Origin of the sequence: Roseovarius sp. A46 (assembly GCF_004126395.1) — a bacterium.
GTDB classification, from domain to species: domain Bacteria; phylum Pseudomonadota; class Alphaproteobacteria; order Rhodobacterales; family Rhodobacteraceae; genus Roseovarius; species Roseovarius nitratireducens.
Map to the genome: position 1 here is coordinate 2,921 of NZ_PVWS01000029.1, position 19,757 is coordinate 22,677.

A 19,757-nucleotide genomic window follows, 5' to 3' on the forward strand; every position below is an offset into this window, starting at 1 on the left:
TTGGCCTGTCCACCAACCGAGCGGCCGAAGCAGCCCGAAAGCCGCTGGAAACAAGCTGCCTGATGCCCGGCATGGCCCTCACATCGGCGCGTCGGCGCAGCAGAAGGCGTTGTTCAGACTTTCCTTAAGTTTTCAATCCCACCGTTTGATGGTGCGATCCTTTCTCAGGCTTGGAAGGAAGCATTATGGGACAAGTCGTCACGGGAGCGCCACGACCACGCACGCCATCAGAGCGGCAATACAGCGATCGCAGGCTTCGCTCGCAGAGTTGAGCCGGGAGTGGCGCGGAGCGCGACGTGGGCGGCGCCCCTCTTTCCACCGCGGCGTTCAGGGGGCGTCGGCGATCTCACCGGTGAGGGTGAAGAGCCGCTTCGGTCCGCCCGCTGGCTCGATCTTGAGCGCACCGACGCCGCGCTTGCCCGCGAACTGCCCGGTGCCGCTCACCAATTCCCAAAATCCGTTATCGTGCAACACCGGTTTCTCCACGCCTTTCATGAACACCGCGCGCACGGTGAACTTGACGATCGCCACGTCACCGTTCGTCGCTGTGAAGCGCAGGTAACCCTGGGGGTCGCCTGCGTTGGGCGGGTTGATGTCGTGCCAGCCGAACTCCGTGACATCGGCCCCGGCGAGCACGCCCTCTCCTTCCGAGACACCCTCGCGGCGCACGGCGAGCACGAAATGCTTGCTGCCGTCGCCCATCTCGAAGCGCATCTGCTCTTGCGGATCTAGAACGGTCGTCACCGAGACCGGCGCGGCCAGTGCAGTGCCGGCCAGAAGCGCGAGGCTGGTCGCCGTGGCGGTGAAAATTCTGGTCAATCGCATGTCGGATCACTCCTGTTGAAAATAGCGCGACCCCACCGGGGCCGTTCCCAGAAGGCGGGCTTGCGCGCCGAATCTCAACCGCAAACAGCGGATCGGCTCGTCACATTTGCGTGTGTGAATGTATTGCCCGTGACCGTCAGTCGGGGCTGAGCATGTAGCCCTCGCCGCGCACCGTCTGCAAGTAGCGCGGCTGTTTTGGATCGCTTTCGATCTTGCGGCGCAGGCGGGTGATCTGCACATCGACCGCGCGCTCCTGTGCCTGCCCGTTGTCGCGCCCCAGCTCCTCCACGAGCCGCGTGCGGCTGATCGCCTGTCGCAGGTTTTCGGCGAAGATACGCATGAGCTGCACCTCGGTCGCCGTGAGCTTGACCGGTAGGCCCCCACGGCTGAGCTCGCCGCGCTCGATATCATAGCGCGCGGATCCCATTTGCACGATTTTGGGCTGTTTTTCCTCCGGCTCCGGCTCGGGCATCCGGCGCAGGATGGCGTTGATCCGCAGTAGTAGCTCGCGCGGCTCGAACGGCTTGGGCAGGTAGTCGTCGGCACCGGCCTCCAGCCCCTCGATGCGGTCGGTGGTTTCGCCCTTGGCTGTCAAGAGCAGGATCGGCGTGGAACTTGTTTCGCGCAGGACGCGGGTGAGGTCCAGCCCGCTTTCTCCGGGCATCATCACGTCCATCACGATCAAGTCGAAGTCGAGCCCCGCCAGCACCCGCCGTGCATGGCCAGCATCGCGCGCGACCGACACGAGAAAGCCCTGGCGTATAAGGAATTTGCGCAGCAGGTCGCGGATACGCTCGTCATCGTCCACAATAAGCAGGTGCGGGGCTGGCTCGGTCATGTGTCGGACTCCCTGATCGCGTGGTAGAGGCTGCGCAACTCGGGCTCCATCATCGCCTCAAGCACCTGCCGGAATCCGGCCACCGCTTGCGGGCCGGCGGCGCGGTAGGCGGCGCGCATGCGCGCGCGCTGCGCGTCCGAGAGCTTGCGTTCCAGCGCCGCCCCGGCCTCGGTAAGGTGCAGGTGCCGCTCGCGCCGGTCGCTGGTGCCCACACGGCTTTCCACCAGCCCGTCCTCTATCAGCGTGCGCAATACCCGGTTGAGCGATTGCTTGGTCACGCCGAGGATGGCGAGGAGGTTGTTGACGGTGGTGCCGGGGATGCGCGCGATGAAGTGCAGCGCGCGGTGATGGGCGCGGCCATAGGCCATGGTCGCAAGGATGCGGTCGGGATCGGCGGTGAAGCCGCGATAGGCGAAGAACATCGCCTCGATCCCCTGCCGCAACTGTTCGTCGGTGAGAAACAAGAGGTTCTCGCCACCCTGCATCTCTCCCATACCGGCACCCCGTTCACAAATCATCGTCCTTGAGATGATATTACGTCAGCTTTATTGACATTCCAAGATCGAATTGGTAGCGAATCGTGGAAACCGCGTAATTTTATGTCCGATGTGGTCGTAATTGGCGCAATAAATGGAAATACTGTGAAGGACTGGCTCATGGCAAGCTATGATGATCGCGACGGCAAGATCTGGATGGATGGCAAGCTCATCGATTGGCGCGATGCCAATGTGCACATCCTCAGCCACGCGCTGCATTATGCAAGCTCGGTTTTCGAAGGCGAGCGTTGTTACAGTGGCAAGGTATTCAAGAGCCGGGCGCACTCCGAGCGGCTGCTGAAATCGGGCGAGCTGATGGACATGCCGATCCCCTACAGCGTGGACGAGATCGAGGCCGCCAAGCGCGCGGTGCTCGACGCCAACGGGCTGAGCGATGCCTATGTGCGGGTGCTGGCGTTTCGCGGCGCGGGCGAGGACATGGGCGTAGCGGCCGCCCGCAACCCGATCCGCATGGCGGTGACCGCATGGGAATGGGGCAGCTATTACGGCGACGCCAAGACCAGGGGCGCCAAGCTCGACATCGCCAAGTGGAAGCGCCCGAGCCCCGAGACCATCCCCGTCGCGGCCAAGGCGGCCGGCCTCTACATGATCTGCACCATGTCCAAACACGCCGCCGAGGCCAAGGGGTGCTCAGACGCTATGTTCCTTGATTATCGCGGATACGTGGCCGAGGCGACGGGGGCCAACATCTTCTTCGTCAAGGATGGCGAGGTGCACACGCCACTGCCCGACGCAATTCTCAACGGGCTGACGCGGCAGACGGTGATTGGCCTCTTGAAGGACCGGCAGATCAAGGTGCACGAGCGCCACATCATGCCAGAGGAACTGGAAGGGTTCGAACAGTGCTGGCTCACCGGGTCGGCCGCCGAGGTCACGCCGGTGGGGCAGATCGGCGATTACAGCTTCGAGGTGGGCGCGATGACCCGCGACATCGCTGAAGCCTACGAGGCGCTGGTGCGCGCCTGACGCAGGTGGCCGCGTCTCGCAGGCGTGGCGCCGGCCTCTCCGGCGCCCGCCCGCTCAGGCCGCGTAATCCGATCCTTCCGCGTCGAGGATGGCCTTCAACTCGTCGAGGTGACGCTCAGCCTGTTCGGGATATTCCTCGAGCTCGCGCGCGGTCTTTTCCGCCACGGCGTCCGAGAGCACCCGAAGCGGCCGCCCGGTCTGGAGCGCGCGGATGTAGGTCTCGGCGGCGCGCTCGAAATAATAGAGGCGGTTGAACGTCTCGGCCACAGTGTCGCCGATCACCATGACGCCGTGATTGCCCATCACCAGCACCTTGTGCCGCGGATCGCGCAAAAGCCGCGCGCAGCGCGCGCCCTCGTCTTCGAACGCCAACCCGCCATAGGCCTCGTCCACCACATGGCGGTTGTAGAAGGTGGCGCAGTTCTGGTCGATGGGCTGCAGGCGGCTGTCCTCGAGGCAGGCGAGCACGGTGGCGTGGATCGAATGCACGTGCATGGCGCAGCGCGCGTGGCCGCAATGCCGATGCAGCCCGCCATGCAGCCCCCAGGCCGTCGGGTCGGGCGCGCCCGGCTTGTCCATGGTGTCGGGGTCCGAGGCGTCCACCTCGATCAGGTCGCTGGCGCGGATGCGGGCGAAATGCATCTGGTTGGGGTTCATCAGGAACCGCGTGCCGTCCTCGTCGATGGCGAGGCTGAAATGGTTGGCCACCGCCTCGTGCATCCCCAGCCGCGCGGTCCAGCGAAAGGCAGCGGCGAGGTCCACGCGCGCCTGCCAGTGCTCCATGTTGGGCTTGAGTTCGGTCACGCTCATATGTCTTTCCTTTCGTCATCGGTCAGGGGGCGCGAGGCCGCCCAGGCATAGCCGTTCTTGCACAGGATGCAGGTCTCGCGCAGTCCGTGCGGCTTGTTGGCGGGGGCCTGCAGGACGTGCCCGCCCGCGCCCTCCGCCAGCGCGGCGGCGCGATCGGGGTCGCTGTCGAACAGGTGCAGCGACGCCCCCGCGCCGCGCGGCGGGCTCTCGGGCACGAGGCCGAGCAGGGGGTGTGCCCCATAGGTGTGATCGGCGTGAAGCTGGATCAGATGGCCGTGGTATTCCATGATTGCAAAATCCTCGCTCAGCCGGTGTGGTACCATGCCGAACACCTCCGCGAGAAAGGCCGCCTCTGCGGACACATCGCGCACCAGCAGGTTGAGGCCAAAGCCCCGCAGGCTTGCCCCGAACTGTGCCGGGCTGACGGTCTCGAGATTCATGCGCATGCTCCTTTGGGGCGCAGCTTGATCGCGGCCCCCGCCCGTGTCAACGTGGCGCGCACATCCCCGCGACAGGACGCAGCCATGCCCCCCGCCGACCCGGATATTCCGCTCCTGCCACCCGATTTGCCCGGGCCAGAGGCCTTTACTTGCGCGCGCGCGGCGGTCGATCGGCTGTGCCTGCTCTACGAGCGTGGAACGCGGTTCCTGTGCGATGCGTTCGCGGGCGCGATCACCGGCAAGATCCCGCCGCGGCGTGTCCGCGCGCTTTACCCCGAAATCCGGCTGACCACGACCACCTTCGCCACCATCGACAGCCGGCTGAGCTTTGGCCACGTGTCCTATCCCGGCACCTATGCCACCACGATCACCCGGCCCGACCTCTTTCGCGCCTACCTTGAGCAGCAGATCGGCCTGCTTCTGGACAATCACGGCGTGCCGGTCACCATCGGGCTATCGGAAACGCCGATGCCCGTGCATTTCGCGGTGGCGGGCGAGGCGGCGCTCGACGTGCCGCAGGAGGGGGCGGCGGCGTTCACCTTGCGTGACGTGTTCGACGTGCCCGACCTTGCGACCACCAACGACGACATCGTAAACGGCACCTGGCAGCCGGTGCCCGATGGCACCCGCCCGCTCGCGCCCTTCACCGCGCAGCGGGTGGATTACTCGCTGGCGCGGCTGGCGCATTACACCGCCACCGATCCGGGGCATTTCCAGAACTACGTGCTGTTCACCAACTATCAATTCTACGTGGCCGAGTTCGAGGCCTTCGCGCGGCAGGCGCTCGGCACGCCCGAGAGCGGCTATACCGCCTTCGTGGTGCCCGGCAACGCCATGATCACCGATCCCGACGCCGACCTGCCCGCGTCCGACCGGCTGCCGCAGATGCCCGCCTATCATCTAAAGCGCGCCGATGGCGCTGGGATCACGCTCGTGAATATCGGTGTGGGGCCGTCCAACGCCAAGACCGCGACAGACCACATCGCCGTGCTGCGCCCCCATGCCTGGGTGATGGTGGGCCATTGCGCGGGGCTGAGGAATTCGCAGTCGCTGGGCGATTTCGTGCTGGCCCATGCCTACCTGCGCGAGGATCGCGTGCTCGACGCCGACCTGCCCGCCTGGGTGCCGATACCGGCGCTGGCCGAGATCCAGATCGCCTTGCAGGAGGCGGTGGCCGCCGAAACCCAACTCGACGGGTTCGATCTCAAGCGGGTGATGCGCACCGGCACCGTGGCCAGCGTTGACAATCGCAACTGGGAATTGCGCGAGCATGCGGGCCCGGTGCAGCGGCTCTCGCAGTCGCGCGCCATCGCACTCGACATGGAGAGCGCGACGGTCGCCGCCAACGGCTTTCGCTTCCGTGTGCCTTATGGCACGCTTCTGTGCGTCTCCGACAAGCCGCTTCAGGGCGAGCTGAAACTGCCCGGCATGGCCTCGGATTTCTACCGGTCACAGGTCTCACGCCACCTGATGATCGGGATTCGCGCGATGGAATCGCTGCGGCGAATGCCGCTCGAACGCATCCACAGCCGCAAATTGCGCTCGTTCGAGGAGACAGCGTTCCTCTGACTGAGCGAAAATCGGCACAAAATGCGGGAAAAACCCTTGCTTTTGCCCCCTAGTCGTTGTGTTTGACCACATCATGGCGTTTAATCGCGCCACCGAGGCCCCAGAGACGGGCAGTGATACGAAGGAGACCGAACAATGGCGAAGCCGATGACCAAGACCCAGCTCGTTGCCGCACTGGCCGAGGAGATGGGCAGCGACAAGAAATCTGCCGGTGCCGCGCTCGACGCGGTGGTGGCCGTCGTCACCCGCGAAGTGTCGAATGGTGGCGCCGTGCCGCTGCCGGGCGTGGGCAAGATCTACTGCCGCGAGCGCCCCGAACGCATGGTGCGCAACCCCGCTACCGGCGAGCAGATGCGCAAGCCTGCCGACCGCCAGGTCAAGATGACCTTTGCCAAGGCGCTCAAGGACAGCGTCAACGGCTGACCGCTGCCGGGCCGTCCGGGTGTTCCGGGCGGCCCCTTTGGTCCGGGTTGGCAATTCTTCCCTTGCCCTCCGTGACCGCCTCCCTTATAGAGCCGCAATCCGCGCCCCGGCCCAGGCTGGGGATTCGTGCGTGATGAAATCCATCCACCGGGTTTCGGGTGACCCTGAGACGCTAGTCAGGGGCTCGCCGGTGTTTTGAGAAGGAAGTTATGGCGATGAATGCCAGCGATCTGCGTGACAAGACCCCGGACCAGCTCCGGGACGAGCTTGTCCGGCTCAAGAAAGAACAGTTCAACCTGCGGTTCCAGGCGGCCACCGGCCAGCTTGAGAACGCCGCGCAGATGCGCCGCGCCCGCCGCGACGCCGCGCGCGTGAAAACGATCCTCAACGAGAAGGCCCGCGGTGCGGCCGCCGAGCAGGGAGTCTGAGACCATGCCCAAACGAATCCTGCAAGGCACCGTCACTTCGGACGCCAACGCCCAGACCGTCACCGTTTCGGTCGAGCGCCGTTTCAAGCACCCGGTCCTGCAAAAGACTATCCGAAAGTCCAAGAAGTACCGGGCGCATGACGAGAACAACACCTTCAAGAAAGGTGACGCGGTTCGCATCATCGAGTGCGCGCCGAAATCCAAGTCGAAACGCTGGGAGGTGCTGGAGGCCTGAACCTTCGCACCATCCGGTTTGATCGAAACCCTGGGGGAAAGAGCCAGAACAGCCCCCACAGGTCGGGAGAAACCACATGATCCAGATGCAGACCAATCTGGATGTCGCTGACAACTCCGGCGCACGCCGGGTGCAGTGCATCAAGGTCCTGGGTGGGTCCAAGCGCAAGTATGCGTCCGTGGGCGACATCATCGTCGTCTCGGTAAAGGAAGCCATCCCACGCGGCCGCGTGAAAAAGGGCGACGTGCGCAAGGCCGTCGTCGTGCGCACCGCCAAGGAGGTCCGTCGCGAGGACGGCACCGCCATCCGCTTTGACCGCAACGCCGCGGTGATCCTCAACAACGCAGGCGAGCCCGTCGGCACCCGTATCTTCGGGCCGGTCGTGCGCGAGCTGCGTTCCAAGAACTTCATGAAGATCATCTCGCTCGCCCCGGAGGTGCTGTAAGATGGCTGCGAAACTGAAGAAGGGCGACAAGGTCGTCGTGCTCGCCGGTAAGGATAAGGGCCAGACCGGCACCATCCTCAGCGTCGATCCCAAGGCCGGCAAGGCCGTGGTCGAGGGCGTGAACATGGCGATCCGCCACACCCGCCAGAGCCAGCAGACGCAGGGCGGACGCATCCCCAAGGCGATGCCGATCGATCTCAGCAACCTCGCCATGCTCGACAAGAACGGCAAGGCCACCCGCGTCGGTTTCCGGACCGAGGGCGACAAGAAGGTGCGCTACGCCAAGACCACGGGGGACGCGATCGATGCTTGATACCGCAACCTATACCCCGCGCCTGCGCACGCAGTTCCGCGACACGATCAAGCCCGCTCTGAAGGAAGAGTTCGGCTATACCAACGACTTGATGATCCCGCGGCTCGACAAGATCGTGCTCAACATCGGCTGCGGCGCCGAGGCGGTCAGAGACTCCAAGAAGGCCAAGTCGGCGCAGGAAGACCTGTCCGCCATCGCAGGTCAGAAGGCGGTCACCACCACGGCACGCAATTCCATCGCCGGCTTCCGCCTGCGCGAGGGGATGCCGATCGGTGCCAAGGTCACGCTGCGCGGCGACCGGATGTATGACTTCCTCGATCGTCTCATCACCGTGGCCATGCCCCGCATCCGCGACTTCCGCGGCGTCTCGGGTAAGTCCTTCGACGGTCACGGCAATTATGCGATGGGCATCAAGGAACACATCGTCTTTCCCGAAATCAACTTCGACAAGGTCGACGAAGTCTGGGGGATGGATATCATCATCACAACCACGGCGAAGACCGACGCTGAAGCCAAGGCGCTGTTGAAGCTTTTCAACATGCCCTTCAACAGCTGAGCCGGGGGAGGATCAAGACATGGCCAAGAAAGCAATGATCGAGCGCGAGAAAAAGCGCCAGAAGCTGGTGGATCGTTACGCCAAGAAGCGTGCCGCGCTCAAAGAGATCATCAACGATCAGGACAAGCCGATGGAAGAGCGTTTCCGCGCCTCCCTCAAGCTCGCGCAACTGCCGCGCAACAGCTCGGCCACGCGCCTGCACAACCGCTGTCAGCTCACGGGGCGTCCGCACGCCTATTACCGCAAGCTGAAAATCAGCCGGATCGCGCTGCGCGACCTGGGCTCCGCCGGGCAACTGCCCGGCGTGGTGAAATCGAGCTGGTAAGGAGACCCGTGTGATGAACGATCCTATCGGCGATATGCTCACCCGTATCCGCAACGCGCAGATGCGCGGCAAATCCACCGTGCGCACGCCCGCCTCGAAGATGCGCGTTCGCGTGCTCGACGTGCTGGCCTCCGAGGGCTATATTCGCGGCTACGATAGCGCGACCGGTGCCACGGGCCACCCGGAGTTGGAAATCAGCCTCAAGTATTACGAGGGCATCCCGGTCATCCACGAGATGAAGCGGGTCTCCAAGCCCGGCCGCCGCGTCTATATGGGCGTCAAGGACATCCCGCAGGTCCGTCAGGGTCTCGGCGTGTCGATTGTCTCCACCCCCAAGGGTGTGATGTCGGATGCAGCCGCGCGCGCAGCCAATGTTGGCGGCGAAGTGCTCTGCACGGTATTTTGAGGGAGGCCCGGACATGTCTCGTATCGGCAAGCAACCCGTGGCCCTGCCCGATGGCGTCACCGCCACGCTCTCGGGCCAGACCATCGAAATCAAGGGTCCCAAGGACGCCAAGACCTTCACCGCGACCGACGATGTGACCATCACTATCGAAGATGGCACCATCACGGTCACGCCGCGCGGCAAGTCCAAGCGCGCGCGCCAGCAATGGGGCATGACCCGCACGGTCATCGCCAACATGGTGCACGGAGCCAAGGAGAATTTCCGCCAGGAGCTGGAAATCCGCGGCGTCGGTTACCGGGCAGCGGTGCAGGGCAACGTGCTCAGGCTCAACCTCGGCTACAGCCATGACGTGGATTTCCCGATCCCCGACGGCGTGACCGTTACGGCGCCCAAGCAGACCGAACTGGTGGTCGAGGGCACCGACAAGCAGCTCGTCGGACAAGTCGCGGCCAATATCCGCGACTGGCGGCGCCCCGAGCCCTACAAGGGCAAGGGCATCCGCTACAAGGGCGAGTATATCTTCCAGAAGGAAGGCAAGAAGAAGTAAGGAACGCGACAGATGGCAAACAGCAAGAGAAAACTGTTCCAGAAACGCCGCCTGCGCGTTCGGAGCAAACTTCGCAAGGTGAATGCGGGGCGCGTGCGCCTCTCGGTGCACCGGTCGAACAAGAATATCAGCGTGCAGCTCATCGACGATGTGCAGGGCGTTACGCTGGCGGCGGCCTCGACCTTGGAAAAGGACCTGGGCTTCGTGGGCAAATGCACTGTCGAGGCGGCGGCCAAGGTCGGCGAGGCGGTTGCCGAGCGGGCAAAGAAGGCCGGGGTGACCGAGGCGTATTTCGATCGCGGCGGCTTCATCTATCATGGCCGCGTCAAGGCGCTGGCCGATGCCGCGCGTGACGCCGGGCTGAAGATCTGAGGAGACGAGAGATATGGCAAGAGATGACAACCGCCGAGACCGTCGCGACCGCGACGAAGCTCCGGAATTCGCCGACCGTCTCGTCGCGATCAACCGCGTCAGCAAGACGGTGAAGGGCGGCAAGCGCTTCGGGTTCGCGGCGCTCGTCGTCGTCGGTGACCAGAAGGGGCGCGTAGGCTTTGGCAAGGGCAAGGCCAAGGAGGTCCCGGAGGCGATCCGCAAGGCCACCGAGGCCGCCAAGCGTGGCATGATGCGCGTTCCGCTGCGCGAGGGCCGCACCCTGCACCACGATATCGAGGGACGTCACGGCGCGGGCAAGGTGGTGATGCGCACCGCCCCGCACGGCACCGGCATTATTGCCGGCGGTCCGATGCGCGCCGTGTTCGAGATGCTGGGTGTTCAGGACGTGGTCGCCAAGTCGAACGGCTCGCAGAACCCCTACAACATGATCCGCGCCACGCTTGATGGCCTGCGCAAGCAGACCAGCCCGCGCATGGTCGCCCAGCGCCGTGGCAAGAAGGTCGCCGACATCCTGAAACGGGGTGACGAGGCACCGGCCGCCGAGCCGGCAGAAGCGTAAGGAGACCTGAGCATGGCAAAGACCATCGTCGTCAAGCAGATCGGCTCGCCGATCCGCCGCCCCGAGAAACAGCGCCAGACCCTGATCGGTCTGGGCCTGAACAAGATGCACAAGACCCGCGAGCTTGAAGACACGCCCGCGGTGCGCGGCATGATCGCCAAGATCCCGCACATGGTGCAGATCGTCGAGGAAAAGGGCTGAGCACCGTTTTCTTGAAAAGAAAACGGTCCGGAAACTTTTGAAGTTTCCGGTGGCCTAGAATGAACGCCCTGGCCAGTGATGGCCGGGGCGTTTTGCTTTAACCATCACGCGCGCATTTTGCATGATTACCGCGAGAGCGTGTTCTCACGATAATTTTGCCCACGGGCCCGCCAATAATCCGTCATAGACGCTTCCGAAACGCCATCTGCTCCACAAACGGGCCCAGTGTCATTGTCGAGTAATCAGGGACACTCTCAACGGCAATGGTATGGCTTTTTCCCCGCATGACAGCATTGGCCGGGAGGGGAACTCTTCCTGCATCCACCTCCATGCGCGATGGATTGTTCCCATGTTTGGCTCTCCAACCCTATCTGTCCAGCTACGGTCGCGATGGTCGGTGTGGATGCAACGAACGGAAGAAGGAGGGTGACAAGATAAATGTATTTCATAATGAGTCCTCAGCTGGAAGATGCCGTTAACCAATCATTAACAATCGTTAAGATAAGTGTTTTGGGTGGCGCTCGCAACTGAAACGAGAACGCCAACTTTAATGATTGTTGGGGCTATCTCAGCGTTTTATGTCTTTGTTCTAAGAAGGATCGTTTGCTCGTCACGTCGCATTCCCACCACCACACACCCCAGCGTCACCCGTAGCGCGTCGGCAAGTTCGTCCACCGTCTCGGTGGACACGAACAGCCCGCCGGTGGCATCGGGCAGGCATTTCGCCACCGTCTGCCCATCCAGCGCCTTTGCCTCGGGGCTGTTCCACGAAAACGGGTCATAGACCACGCGAAAGCCGATGACGTGCACGGTCAGCCCCGGCGCGGTCCCGGCCAGCTGCGCGCCCAGTGCGCAGGGAGTGCCGCCGCATGTCTCGTTGCCGTCGGTCACCAGCACCACGATCCCCTCGCCGTCCAGCACGTCCGCAGCCGCCGTGACCGAGGCCGCGAGCGGCGTCAGGCCACCGGGGGCGAGCCCCTCTATCCCCGCCACCACCGCCGGGCCTGCATCGGCCCGGGGGCCAAAGCGCAGGTCGATCCCCGAACAGGCATTACTCCCGCCCGGCCCGTAGGTCAGCAGCCCCACCCGCCGGTAGGGCGCGATATCCGGCATCGCCGCGCGCACCGCGCGGCGCGCGTCCTCGATCCTCGTGGGCGCAGTCAGGTCATGGCCCACCTCACCCATCGAGCCCGACCCATCGAAGACCAGCATCGCGTCGCGCGCGCAGCCCGCCGCCGCCTGCGGCGCGGGCCCCGGCAGGGCAGTGACGGCAAGGGCAAGGCAAAGGGGCAGGGCGCGCATGTGCAGGTTCCGTGACAGGACTCATCACAGCGTAACGCGCCCGCGCCCGGTGTCCATAAAAAGGGTTTTGATGGCACCGCGCGGGCCAAGCGGCTAGGCTCGCCCCATGCAGACCATCGAATATTTCTATTCGGCCCACTCGGCCTTTGCCTGGCTCGGCTCGGCGCGCCTGTCGGAAATCTGCGCCCGCCACGGCGCGCGGTTGCTGCACAAGCCCATCGAGTTGTCCCCGGTGGTGGAGGCCGCGGGCGGCCAGCCCTTCTCCGGGCGCACACAGGCGCATGTGGATTACTTCTTTGGCCGCGATATAGAGCATTGGGCCGAGTATCGCGGCGTTGCCGTGATCCACTGCCGCCCCACCTATCACGACGCACCGCTCGCCCTGCCCAACGGCGCGATCATCGCGGCGCAGGATGCGGGGCAGGGGGCCGATGCGCTGGCCCACGCGATTCTCGGCGCGCATTGGCGCGACGATGCCGATATCTCGGACCCGGCCACGCTCGCGCCGCTGATCGCGGGATGCGGCCTGGATGCCGACGCCATACTCGCCGCCGCGCGCGCCGCGCCGGTGCAGGCGCTGCACCGCGCCAACACCGAAGAGGCGATCGCGCGCCACGTCTTCGGCTCGCCCACCTATGTCGTCGGCGGCGATCCGTTCTACGGGCAGGACCGGCTCGCATTGGTGGAACGCGCGCTCACCCGGCCCTTTGCCCCAAGCACATGGCGCAACCCGCCCGTGGGCTGACAGACGGGCGGGCAACTCGGCCCTTGATCCCCGCGCGACCTGCGTCTATACGCGCCCGGTGGCCCGAGGGCCCTCATCAACCAGCAAAGCCGTGTTCGGCCGCTCCCGTCGCTGGGGGCCGCATCCGGCAAGGAGAAGCGACAATGAAACTGCACGAACTTCGTGACAACGACGGCGCGACCAAGCGCAAGAAACGCATCGGCCGCGGCCCCGGCTCTGGCATGGGCAAGATGGGCGGACGCGGCATCAAGGGCCAGAAATCCCGCTCTGGCGTGGCGATCAAGGGCTACGAGGGCGGCCAGATGCCGCTCTATCAGCGCTTGCCCAAGCGCGGCTTTACCAAGCCGAACCGCAAATCCTACGCGGTGATCAACCTTGGCCTGATCCAGAAATTCGTCGAGGCCGGCAAGATCGACGCCGCCCAGCCGATCACCGAGGACGTGCTCGTGGCCTCGGGCCTCGTGCGGCGCAAGCGCGACGGCATCCGTGTGCTGGCAAAGGGCGAGGTGAGCACCAAGCTCGAACTGCAAGTGTCCGGCGCGTCGAAATCCGCCGTCGCGGCGGTCGAGCAGGCCGGGGGCAGCCTTACGGTCACGACGGCGCAGGCCGCCGAATAAGAGGTTGTGAGCGGGCCTGCGCCCGCTTACATACGCCTCAGGTTTTCCGATGACGCCGCCTGAGCTGAAAACCGGCTTTGGCGGCGTTCGCACATGAGAGAGACCCGCGCATGGTATCTGCAGCAGAGCAAATGGCCGCCAACACAAGCTGGTCCGCGCTTGGCAAGGCCACCGATCTCCGCAACCGCATCCTGTTCACGCTCGGGCTGCTGATCGTCTATCGCCTCGGCACCTTCATTCCCGTCCCCGGCATCGACGGCGCCGCGCTTCGTGAATTCATGGAGGGGGCGCAGGCCACCATCGGCGGGATGCTGTCGATGTTCACCGGCGGCGCGTTGGGGCGGATGGGCATCTTCGCGCTCGGCATCATGCCCTATATCTCGGCCTCGATCATCGTGCAGCTTCTCTCGGCGATGGTGCCCACGCTCCAGCAGTTGAAGAAAGAGGGCGAACAGGGCCGCAAGAAACTCAACCAGTACACGCGCTACGGCACGGTGGGGCTTGCGACGCTGCAAAGCTACGGCCTCGCGGTCAGTCTGCAATCGGGCGATATGGTCACCGATCCGGGCCTGTTCTTCATCGCGTCGTGCATGATCACGCTGGTCGGCGGCACCATGTTCCTTATGTGGCTGGGCGAGCAGATCACCGCGCGCGGCGTGGGCAACGGCATCTCGCTGATCATCTTCGTCGGCATCATCGCCGAGGTTCCCGCGGCCCTGGCACAGTTCTTCGCCTCCGGTCGCTCGGGCGCGATCAGCCCGGCGGTCATCATCGGCGTGATGGTGATGGTGGTGGCGGTTATTGCCTTCGTGGTGTTCATGGAGCGCAGCTTGCGCAAGATCCACATCCAGTACCCGCGCCGACAGGTGGGGATGAAGGTCTATGACGGCGGCTCGTCGCACCTGCCGGTCAAGGTCAACCCGGCGGGCGTGATCCCGGCGATCTTCGCCTCCTCGCTGTTGCTTCTGCCCGCCACGGTGGGGACGTTCTCGGGTAATGCCACCAGCCCGGTGATGTCCACGATCCTTGCCTATTTCGGCCCGGGACAGCCGCTCTACCTGGTGTTCTTCACCGCGATGATCGTGTTCTTCACGTATTTCTACACGTTCAACGTGGCGTTCAAGCCCGATGACGTGGCCGAGAACCTCAAGAACCAGAACGGGTTCGTGCCCGGCATCCGCCCGGGCAAGCGCACCGAGCAATTCATCGAATACGTCCTCAACCGCATCCTCGTGCTGGGGTCGGCCTATCTCGTGGCGGTCATGCTCCTGCCGGAAATCCTGCGCAGCCAGTTCGCGATCCCGTTCTATTTCGGCGGCACGTCGGTGCTGATCGTGGTCTCGGTCACGATGGACACGATCCAGCAGGTGCAATCGCATCTCCTGGCCCATCAATACGAGGGGCTGATCGAGAAATCGCAACTGAGCGGCAAGGGCCGCAAGAAGGGACGCCGCAAGGGAGGGACCCGCCGATGAACATCATTCTTCTGGGGCCGCCGGGCGCGGGCAAGGGCACGCAGGCGCAGATGCTTGTCGAGAGCCGCGGCATGATCCAGCTCTCCACCGGCGACATGCTGCGCGAGGCCAAAGACAGCGGCTCCGAGATGGGTCGGATCGTGGCCGACGTGATGGCGCGCGGCGACCTCGTGACCGACGAGATCGTGATCGGTCTCATCCGCGAGAAACTGCAGGGCGACAAGCGCGGCGGGTTCATCTTCGACGGCTTTCCGCGCACGCTGGCGCAGGCCGACGCGCTTGCCGACCTGCTCGACGAGCAGGGCGAGACGCTCGACGCCGTGGTCGAGATGCAGGTCGATGACGATACGCTGGTCAAGCGCATCGTCGGCCGCGCCGCCGAGGCGGCGGCGGCCGGGCAACCCGTGCGCGCCGACGACAACGAGGAGAGCGTCCGCCACCGGTTGATGGAGTACTACAAGAAAACCGCGCCGCTCATCGGCTATTACCACGCCAAGGGCAAGCTTGCGCCGGTCGATGGCATGGGCAGCATGGACGAGGTCAAGGCGGCTATCGCGGCGACGCTCGACAAATAACCGGACGGGGGCTTGACGCCCCCTTCATTTCCCCATAACCAGCCCTATCTCTCACGCGAGAGCGATTCCCGCCGGGGGCGGCCCGGTGGTATCGACATCCCGAATTCAGCTGCGGCCCGGAGCGGTAAACGCCTCGGGCCTGCGTTGTGAAAAAAGGTTCTGGAGCTACGGAACCGCAACGAAAAGGAAAAGACACTTGGCACGTATCGCCGGCGTTAACATCCCGACATCGAAACGGGTGCCCGTCGCCCTCACCTACATCACCGGAATCGGCCCCTCCTCGGCACGGGCCATCTGCGAGGCCACCGGCATCGACCAGGCCCGCCGCGTCAACGAGCTCTCGGACGCCGAGGCACTGGCCCTGCGCGAGCATATCGACGCCAACTTCACCGTCGAGGGCGACCTGCGCCGCGAGACGCAGATGAACATCAAGCGCCTGATGGACCTCGGCTGCTATCGCGGCCTGCGCCACCGCCGCAACCTGCCGGTCCGTGGCCAGCGCACCCATACCAACGCCCGCACCCGCAAGGGCCCGGCGAAACCCATCGCCGGCAAGAAGAAATAAGGGAGGGCAGCAGATATGGCACGCGATACCAAACGCACGAAAAAGAAGGCCTCCAAGAACATCGCCACAGGCGTGGCGCATGTGAACTCGTCCTTCAACAACACCAAGATCCTGATCTCAGACGTGCAGGGCAATGCCATCGCATGGTCGTCGGCTGGCACCATGGGTTTCAAGGGCTCGCGCAAGTCGACCCCCTATGCCGCGCAGCTTGCCGCCGAAGACGCGGGCAAGAAGGCGCAGGAACACGGGATGCGCACGCTCGAGGTCGAGGTTCAGGGCCCCGGATCGGGCCGCGAATCGGCGCTGCGCGCGCTCGCGGCAGTGGGGTTCAATATTACCTCGATCCGCGATGTGACGCCGATCGCGCACAACGGCTGCCGCCCGCCGAAGCGTCGCCGCGTCTGATCGGATCGTTTACCAAGCGGGCCGCGCCATCCGCGCGGCCCGCCACGTCATTTTAAAACCTCGGGCGTCGCGGCCCACCGGACATGGGGCGGCGACAGGAATGGAGGGATGCATGATCCACAAGAATTGGGCCGAGCTGGTCAAGCCGACACAGCTCGAGATCAAGCCGGGCAACGATCCGCTGCGCCAGGCGGTTGTCGTGGCCGAGCCTCTCGAGCGCGGCTTCGGCCTCACGCTCGGCAACGCGCTGCGGCGCGTGCTGCTCTCGTCGCTCCAGGGCGCGGCCATCACCGCGGTGCAGATGGACAACGTGCTGCACGAGTTCTCCAGCGTGCCGGGTGTGCGCGAGGATGTCACCGACATCGTGCTCAACCTCAAGGGCGTGGCCATCCGCATGGAGGTCGAAGGACCCAAGCGGCTGACCGTCAACGCCAAGGGGCCGGGCATCGTCACCGCCGGTGACATCTCCGACAGCGCCGGCATCGAGATCCTCAACCGGGAACACGTCATCTGCCACCTCGACGAGGGGGCGGAATTCTACATGGAACTGACGGTGAATACCGGCAAGGGCTATGTTGCCGCCGACAAGAACAAGCCCGAGGACGCGCCCATCGGCCTGATCCCGATCGACGCGATCTATTCGCCGATCACCAAGGTCAGCTACGAGGTGCAGCCCACCCGCGAGGGGCAGGTGCTCGATTACGACAAGCTGACAATGAAGATCGAGACCGACGGCGCCATCACCCCCGAGGATGCCGTCGCCTACGCCGCGCGTATCATCCAGGATCAGCTGTCGATCTTCGTCAACTTCGACGAGCCGGAATCGGCAGGGCGCCAGGACGACGACGACGGGCTGGAATTCAATCCGCTCCTGCTCAAGAAGGTGGACGAACTCGAACTCAGCGTGCGGTCGGCCAATTGCCTCAAGAACGACAACATAGTCTATATCGGCGATCTCATCCAGAAGACCGAGGCCGAGATGCTGCGCACGCCGAACTTCGGCCGTAAGTCTCTCAACGAGATCAAGGAAGTGCTCTCGGGCATGGGGCTGCACCTCGGCATGGATGTCGAGGACTGGCCACCGGACGATATCGAGGACCTCGCCAAGAAATTCGAGGACGCCTTTTGAGATAAGGGGACGGAAACTTGAAAAGTTTCCGTTCCGATTTCTTTTCAAGAAATCGGTTTCCCCGACAACCGGGCAATCCTGCCCCAAGGAGAGCGGCTGACACGCATCAGACCGCCGGACAAAGCAAAATACGAAGGAGAACGACATGCGTCACGCAAGAGGATACCGCCGCCTAAACCGCACCCACGAGCACCGCAAGGCGCTGTGGGCGAACATGGCCGGCTCGCTCATCGAACATGAGCAGATCAAGACCACCCTGCCCAAGGCCAAGGAACTGCGCCGGATCGTGGAAAAGCTCGTCACGCTGGGCAAGCGCGGCGATCTGCACGCCCGCCGCCAGGCCGCGGCGCAGCTCAAGCAGGAGTCCCACGTCGCCAAGCTGTTCGACGTGATCGGACCCCGCTACAAGGACCGGCAGGGCGGCTATGTGCGCGTGCTCAAGGCCGGGTTCCGCTATGGCGACATGGCGCCGATGGCGATCATCGAATTCGTCGAGCGCGACGTCGATGCCAAGGGCGCCACCGACCGCGCCCGCGTTGCCGCCGAGGAAGCCGAAGAAGAATAAGCCAGGCCAACCAGTTGGCAAGGCCCTGACCCCCGCCCTCACCGGCGGGGGTTTTGCGTCTGTGGGTTTGGGTATTCGGACCAGGAAAGAGCGCGAGGCTTGCATTGCCAGCCCCCGCCCCGCATATCTCGGGGCGTCCGGTTAATCACGAGAAAGGCCGCTCTTCGTGTTCCGAAGCCTCTGTCTTGTCCTGACCCTGCTCGCCGCGCCTGCCGTCGCCGATATGCGCGTGCCGGGCAGCGCGACCGAGATCGCCACGGGCTTTGTCCCGGTGGTGAAACAGGCCGCCCCGGCGGTGGTCAACATCTATGCCAGCCGCGTCGTCGAACGCCGCCGCAGCCCGTTCATGGGCGATCCGTTCTTCGAGCGGTTCTTCCGCGAATTCGGCCCTGCCCGCCCGCGCGTGCAGAATTCGCTCGGCTCCGGCGTGATCCTGTCCGAAGACGGGATCGTGGTGTCGAATTATCACGTCGTGGGCGAGGCGACGGATATCCGCGTGGTCCTCAACGACCGGCGCGAATACGCGGCCCGCGTTCTTCTGGGCGACGAGGAGGCGGACGTCGCAATCCTTCAGATCGAGGATGCGCCAAAGCTGCCCGCCCTGCCCCTGCGCGACAGCGACAGCGTCGCGGTGGGTGAGCTTGTGCTGGCCATCGGAAACCCGTTCGGCGTGGGCCAGACGGTCAGTAGTGGCATCGTGTCGGGGCTGGCGCGGTCGGGCACGGCGATGGGCTCGTCGCGGGGCTATTTCATCCAGACCGACGCGCCGATCAACCCCGGCAATTCCGGCGGCGCGCTGGTGGATGTGAATGGCCAACTCATTGGAATCAACACCGCGATCCTGTCGCGCTCGGGCGGGTCGAACGGCATCGGGTTTGCCATTCCCGCCGATCTCGTGGAGCAGTTCGTGGCGCAGGCACGGGCGGGTAACGAGAGCTTCGAGAGGCCCTGGGCCGGGCTTTCCGGGCAGATCGTGACCCCTGACATGGCCGAGGGGCTTGGCCTCGACCGGCCGCGTGGGCTCGTGATCTCGCAGGTTCATCCGCAGAGCGTATTTGCCGGGCGGCTCGCCCCCGGAGATGTGGTCGTCGCTGTCGACGGCACACCCGTCAACAGCCCCGCCGAGATGGTCTATCGCCTGTCGCTCGCGGGTATCGGGGCTGAGGCCAACGTCACCCGCGTGCGAGAGGGCGCAACCTCGGAGATCGCGGTGACGCTCACCGCCGTGCCCGAGACCCCGCCACGCGACCGGCGCGTGACCGGGCGCGCGGCGGCACTGCCCGGCGTAGCGCTCGTGACCATCAACCCTGCCGTCATCGAGGAATTCCGCCTGCCGCTCGGGGCGACAGGCGTGCTGATCGAGGAGCCCGGCCCCTATGGCGCGCGCGTCGGCCTGCGCGCGGGTGACATCCTGCGCGAGATAGGCGGGCAACCGATCCCCGACAGCGCCACCGCCGCCGCCGCGTTGCGTGCCGTGGACCGGGTTCTGGTGCTGGGCATCGTGCGCGACGGGCGCCGCCTGTCGCTGCGGCTGCGGCTCTGA

At 64.7% G+C, this 19,757-nt stretch carries 29 protein-coding genes; 23 read left to right on the forward strand and 6 right to left on the reverse strand.

The window, feature by feature from the left end; translation table 11 throughout:
• Nucleotides 1-327 precede the first annotated feature (327 nt).
• From C6W92_RS13935 to C6W92_RS13945, 3 genes are all read right to left on the reverse strand, one after another.
• Nucleotides 328-825, reverse strand: coding sequence for a hypothetical protein (locus C6W92_RS13935; protein WP_206018276.1), 498 nt, complete (start codon nucleotides 823-825; stop codon nucleotides 328-330).
• A 136-nt stretch (nucleotides 826-961) separates the two neighbouring features.
• Entirely contained in the window at nucleotides 962-1,663 is a 702-nt protein-coding gene (locus tag C6W92_RS13940; protein ID WP_129434261.1) for a response regulator, read from the reverse strand.
• Nucleotides 1,660-2,157 (reverse strand): MarR family transcriptional regulator, encoded by a 498-nt coding sequence (locus tag C6W92_RS13945; protein WP_129434263.1) that lies wholly within the window; start codon nucleotides 2,155-2,157, stop codon nucleotides 1,660-1,662. Before C6W92_RS13945 ends, C6W92_RS13940 begins: the two co-directional genes overlap by 4 nt.
• 162 nt (nucleotides 2,158-2,319) lie before the next feature.
• Between C6W92_RS13945 and C6W92_RS13950 the strand changes: the two genes are divergently transcribed.
• On the forward strand, nucleotides 2,320-3,186 hold the full coding sequence (locus C6W92_RS13950; protein WP_104017216.1) for a branched-chain amino acid aminotransferase: 867 nt from the start codon (nucleotides 2,320-2,322) through the stop codon (nucleotides 3,184-3,186).
• A 54-nt stretch (nucleotides 3,187-3,240) separates the two neighbouring features.
• Here C6W92_RS13950 and C6W92_RS13955 read toward each other — a convergent pair whose 3' ends face one another.
• Nucleotides 3,241-3,996: a class II aldolase and adducin N-terminal domain-containing protein gene (locus C6W92_RS13955; RefSeq protein WP_129434265.1), complete on the reverse strand. Its 756-nt coding sequence runs from the start codon at nucleotides 3,994-3,996 to the stop codon at nucleotides 3,241-3,243.
• Nucleotides 3,993-4,436: a glyoxalase gene (locus tag C6W92_RS13960; protein ID WP_129434267.1), complete on the reverse strand. Its 444-nt coding sequence runs from the start codon at nucleotides 4,434-4,436 to the stop codon at nucleotides 3,993-3,995. Before C6W92_RS13960 ends, C6W92_RS13955 begins: the two co-directional genes overlap by 4 nt.
• An 84-nt stretch (nucleotides 4,437-4,520) precedes the next feature.
• Between C6W92_RS13960 and C6W92_RS13965 the strand changes: the two genes are divergently transcribed.
• The 13 genes from C6W92_RS13965 to rpmD all read left to right on the forward strand — a co-directional run bounded on the left by C6W92_RS13965 (nucleotide 4,521) and on the right by rpmD (nucleotide 10,836).
• Nucleotides 4,521-6,005, forward strand: coding sequence for an AMP nucleosidase (locus tag C6W92_RS13965; protein WP_129434269.1), 1,485 nt, complete (start codon nucleotides 4,521-4,523; stop codon nucleotides 6,003-6,005).
• Nucleotides 6,006-6,140: 135 nt separating this feature from the next.
• The gene (locus C6W92_RS13970; protein ID WP_104017212.1) at nucleotides 6,141-6,428 is read left to right on the forward strand and encodes an HU family DNA-binding protein; all 288 of its coding nucleotides are present in this window, start codon (nucleotides 6,141-6,143) and stop codon (nucleotides 6,426-6,428) included.
• A gap of 215 nt (nucleotides 6,429-6,643) precedes the next feature.
• Nucleotides 6,644-6,856 carry a 50S ribosomal protein L29 gene (rpmC, locus tag C6W92_RS13975; protein ID WP_129434313.1) on the forward strand — a complete coding sequence of 71 codons (213 nt, stop codon included), beginning with the start codon at nucleotides 6,644-6,646 and terminating at the stop codon, nucleotides 6,854-6,856.
• 4 nt (nucleotides 6,857-6,860) lie between these two features.
• Nucleotides 6,861-7,091, forward strand: a complete 231-nt coding sequence (rpsQ, locus tag C6W92_RS13980) for a 30S ribosomal protein S17 (RefSeq protein WP_104017211.1) — start codon at nucleotides 6,861-6,863, stop codon at nucleotides 7,089-7,091.
• 76 nt (nucleotides 7,092-7,167) lie between these two features.
• Nucleotides 7,168-7,536 carry a 50S ribosomal protein L14 gene (gene rplN, locus C6W92_RS13985; RefSeq protein WP_104017210.1) on the forward strand — a complete coding sequence of 123 codons (369 nt, stop codon included), beginning with the start codon at nucleotides 7,168-7,170 and terminating at the stop codon, nucleotides 7,534-7,536.
• Nucleotide 7,537: 1 nt separating this feature from the next.
• Entirely contained in the window at nucleotides 7,538-7,849 is a 312-nt protein-coding gene (rplX, locus tag C6W92_RS13990; RefSeq protein WP_129434271.1) for a 50S ribosomal protein L24, read from the forward strand.
• Nucleotides 7,842-8,405: a 50S ribosomal protein L5 gene (gene rplE, locus C6W92_RS13995; protein WP_104017208.1), complete on the forward strand. Its 564-nt coding sequence runs from the start codon at nucleotides 7,842-7,844 to the stop codon at nucleotides 8,403-8,405. The genes rplX and rplE overlap by 8 nt, the downstream gene beginning before the upstream one ends.
• Nucleotides 8,406-8,424: 19 nt before the next feature.
• Entirely contained in the window at nucleotides 8,425-8,730 is a 306-nt protein-coding gene (gene rpsN / locus C6W92_RS14000; RefSeq protein WP_104017207.1) for a 30S ribosomal protein S14, read from the forward strand.
• Nucleotides 8,731-8,743: 13 nt separating this feature from the next.
• Entirely contained in the window at nucleotides 8,744-9,136 is a 393-nt protein-coding gene (gene rpsH / locus C6W92_RS14005; protein WP_129434273.1) for a 30S ribosomal protein S8, read from the forward strand.
• A 13-nt stretch (nucleotides 9,137-9,149) separates the two neighbouring features.
• The gene (gene rplF / locus C6W92_RS14010; protein WP_104017205.1) at nucleotides 9,150-9,683 is read left to right on the forward strand and encodes a 50S ribosomal protein L6; all 534 of its coding nucleotides are present in this window, start codon (nucleotides 9,150-9,152) and stop codon (nucleotides 9,681-9,683) included.
• A 12-nt stretch (nucleotides 9,684-9,695) separates the two neighbouring features.
• A complete protein-coding gene (rplR, locus tag C6W92_RS14015) occupies nucleotides 9,696-10,055 on the forward strand; it encodes a 50S ribosomal protein L18 (RefSeq protein WP_129434275.1) in 360 nt (119 codons plus the stop codon).
• Between the two features lie 13 nt (nucleotides 10,056-10,068).
• Entirely contained in the window at nucleotides 10,069-10,635 is a 567-nt protein-coding gene (rpsE, locus tag C6W92_RS14020; RefSeq protein WP_104017203.1) for a 30S ribosomal protein S5, read from the forward strand.
• 12 nt (nucleotides 10,636-10,647) lie between these two features.
• Nucleotides 10,648-10,836, forward strand: a complete 189-nt coding sequence (rpmD, locus tag C6W92_RS14025; protein ID WP_129434277.1) for a 50S ribosomal protein L30 — start codon at nucleotides 10,648-10,650, stop codon at nucleotides 10,834-10,836.
• A 576-nt stretch (nucleotides 10,837-11,412) separates the two neighbouring features.
• On the opposite strand, the gene C6W92_RS14030 is transcribed toward rpmD, so the two are convergent.
• Entirely contained in the window at nucleotides 11,413-12,138 is a 726-nt protein-coding gene (locus C6W92_RS14030) for a VWA domain-containing protein (protein ID WP_129434279.1), read from the reverse strand.
• A gap of 106 nt (nucleotides 12,139-12,244) precedes the next feature.
• Between C6W92_RS14030 and C6W92_RS14035 the strand changes: the two genes are divergently transcribed.
• The 9 genes from C6W92_RS14035 to C6W92_RS14075 all read left to right on the forward strand — a co-directional run bounded on the left by C6W92_RS14035 (nucleotide 12,245) and on the right by C6W92_RS14075 (nucleotide 19,757).
• Nucleotides 12,245-12,883 carry a 2-hydroxychromene-2-carboxylate isomerase gene (locus C6W92_RS14035; RefSeq protein ID WP_129434281.1) on the forward strand — a complete coding sequence of 213 codons (639 nt, stop codon included), beginning with the start codon at nucleotides 12,245-12,247 and terminating at the stop codon, nucleotides 12,881-12,883.
• Nucleotides 12,884-13,026: 143 nt separating this feature from the next.
• Nucleotides 13,027-13,500, forward strand: coding sequence for a 50S ribosomal protein L15 (gene rplO, locus C6W92_RS14040; RefSeq protein ID WP_129434283.1), 474 nt, complete (start codon nucleotides 13,027-13,029; stop codon nucleotides 13,498-13,500).
• 110 nt (nucleotides 13,501-13,610) lie between these two features.
• Nucleotides 13,611-14,975: a preprotein translocase subunit SecY gene (gene secY / locus C6W92_RS14045; protein WP_129434285.1), complete on the forward strand. Its 1,365-nt coding sequence runs from the start codon at nucleotides 13,611-13,613 to the stop codon at nucleotides 14,973-14,975.
• Nucleotides 14,972-15,550, forward strand: a complete 579-nt coding sequence (locus C6W92_RS14050) for an adenylate kinase (protein ID WP_129434287.1) — start codon at nucleotides 14,972-14,974, stop codon at nucleotides 15,548-15,550. The genes secY and C6W92_RS14050 overlap by 4 nt, the downstream gene beginning before the upstream one ends.
• A 196-nt stretch (nucleotides 15,551-15,746) precedes the next feature.
• The gene (gene rpsM, locus C6W92_RS14055; RefSeq protein WP_104017195.1) at nucleotides 15,747-16,115 is read left to right on the forward strand and encodes a 30S ribosomal protein S13; all 369 of its coding nucleotides are present in this window, start codon (nucleotides 15,747-15,749) and stop codon (nucleotides 16,113-16,115) included.
• A gap of 15 nt (nucleotides 16,116-16,130) precedes the next feature.
• Nucleotides 16,131-16,520 (forward strand): 30S ribosomal protein S11, encoded by a 390-nt coding sequence (gene rpsK, locus C6W92_RS14060; RefSeq protein ID WP_104017194.1) that lies wholly within the window; start codon nucleotides 16,131-16,133, stop codon nucleotides 16,518-16,520.
• A gap of 112 nt (nucleotides 16,521-16,632) precedes the next feature.
• Nucleotides 16,633-17,649 carry a DNA-directed RNA polymerase subunit alpha gene (locus C6W92_RS14065; RefSeq protein ID WP_104017193.1) on the forward strand — a complete coding sequence of 339 codons (1,017 nt, stop codon included), beginning with the start codon at nucleotides 16,633-16,635 and terminating at the stop codon, nucleotides 17,647-17,649.
• Between the two features lie 145 nt (nucleotides 17,650-17,794).
• Nucleotides 17,795-18,214 (forward strand): 50S ribosomal protein L17, encoded by a 420-nt coding sequence (gene rplQ, locus C6W92_RS14070; RefSeq protein ID WP_104017192.1) that lies wholly within the window; start codon nucleotides 17,795-17,797, stop codon nucleotides 18,212-18,214.
• 166 nt (nucleotides 18,215-18,380) lie between these two features.
• Entirely contained in the window at nucleotides 18,381-19,757 is a 1,377-nt protein-coding gene (locus C6W92_RS14075; protein WP_129434289.1) for a trypsin-like peptidase domain-containing protein, read from the forward strand.